Origin of the sequence: Tolypothrix sp. VBCCA 56010, from assembly GCF_050875635.1 — a bacterium.
Classification (GTDB): domain Bacteria; phylum Cyanobacteriota; class Cyanobacteriia; order Cyanobacteriales; family Nostocaceae; genus Hassallia.
On the sequence record NZ_JBPAOH010000391.1, the window covers coordinates 1 to 742 of the forward strand.

General features: G+C 36.4%; 1 protein-coding gene and 1 pseudogene. Both read left to right on the top strand.

The window, feature by feature from the left end:
• Positions 1-113: 113 nt before the first annotated feature.
• The gene (locus tag AABK37_RS41675) at positions 114-332 is read left to right on the top strand and encodes a helix-turn-helix domain-containing protein (protein ID WP_432557225.1); all 219 of its coding nucleotides are present in this window, start codon (positions 114-116) and stop codon (positions 330-332) included.
• Positions 313-742 (top strand): annotated as a pseudogene (locus AABK37_RS41680) (RNA-guided endonuclease InsQ/TnpB family protein); the annotation flags it as partial. The gene AABK37_RS41675 and the pseudogene AABK37_RS41680, both read left to right, overlap by 20 nt.

A 742-nucleotide genomic window follows, 5' to 3' on the forward strand; every position in this document is an offset into this window, starting at 1 on the left:
GGTGGATTACTAAATAATAAAATTACTGGATAAAGCCGGACATCTCCGGCAGTTTTGTTCTTAAACATTGCCCATGCTAAAGTACTAAAATACCGACATCTCCCACGCCAGGTATGCAACTAGGTTTTAAAACCAAACTAAAAATAAATCCGATTCAGCAACAATTATTTGCCCAACATGCAGGTTACAGTCGTTGGGTTTATAATTGGGCACTTGCTGCAATCGAAGATTTTTATAAGTCTGGTGTTAAACTTAGTTATCGTGATGCTCGTAAGTTCTATACAAACACAGTCAAGCCAGAATATCCAAAGGATGAATCAAATGTCATCTAGGGTTTATGTCTATGCCTTCGAGCATTTGCATTCAGCATACAGACGCTTATGGAGCGGTATTTCCAAAAAACCAACTTTTAAAAAGAAAGGAAAATCAACGGATTCTTTTACTGTTGATTGGAACGGCAAAGTCAAACGCATAGTTGGTAATCGGATCAAGTTACCAGCACCATTGGGAACAGTTTCAACTTTTGAAAAATTGCCATCAGTAGATATTAAAAAAGTTACCGTATCGCGTACAGCAGATAGTTGGTATATTTCTTTTAATTACGAAATTCCTGATATATCACCCAGTAATATTGGGGATGTAGATGATATTGTTGGTGTGGATTCAGGTATCAATAGTTTAGCTGTAGCCGTTAGTTTAAATACAGCGAAAACATTTGATAATCCGAAAAAATACCGAAAAT

Coding starts and splice junctions, on each gene's coding strand:
- AABK37_RS41675 (WP_432557225.1), top strand. CDS start 114: ATGCAACTAGGTTTTAAAACCAAACTAAAAATAAATCCGATTCAGCAA.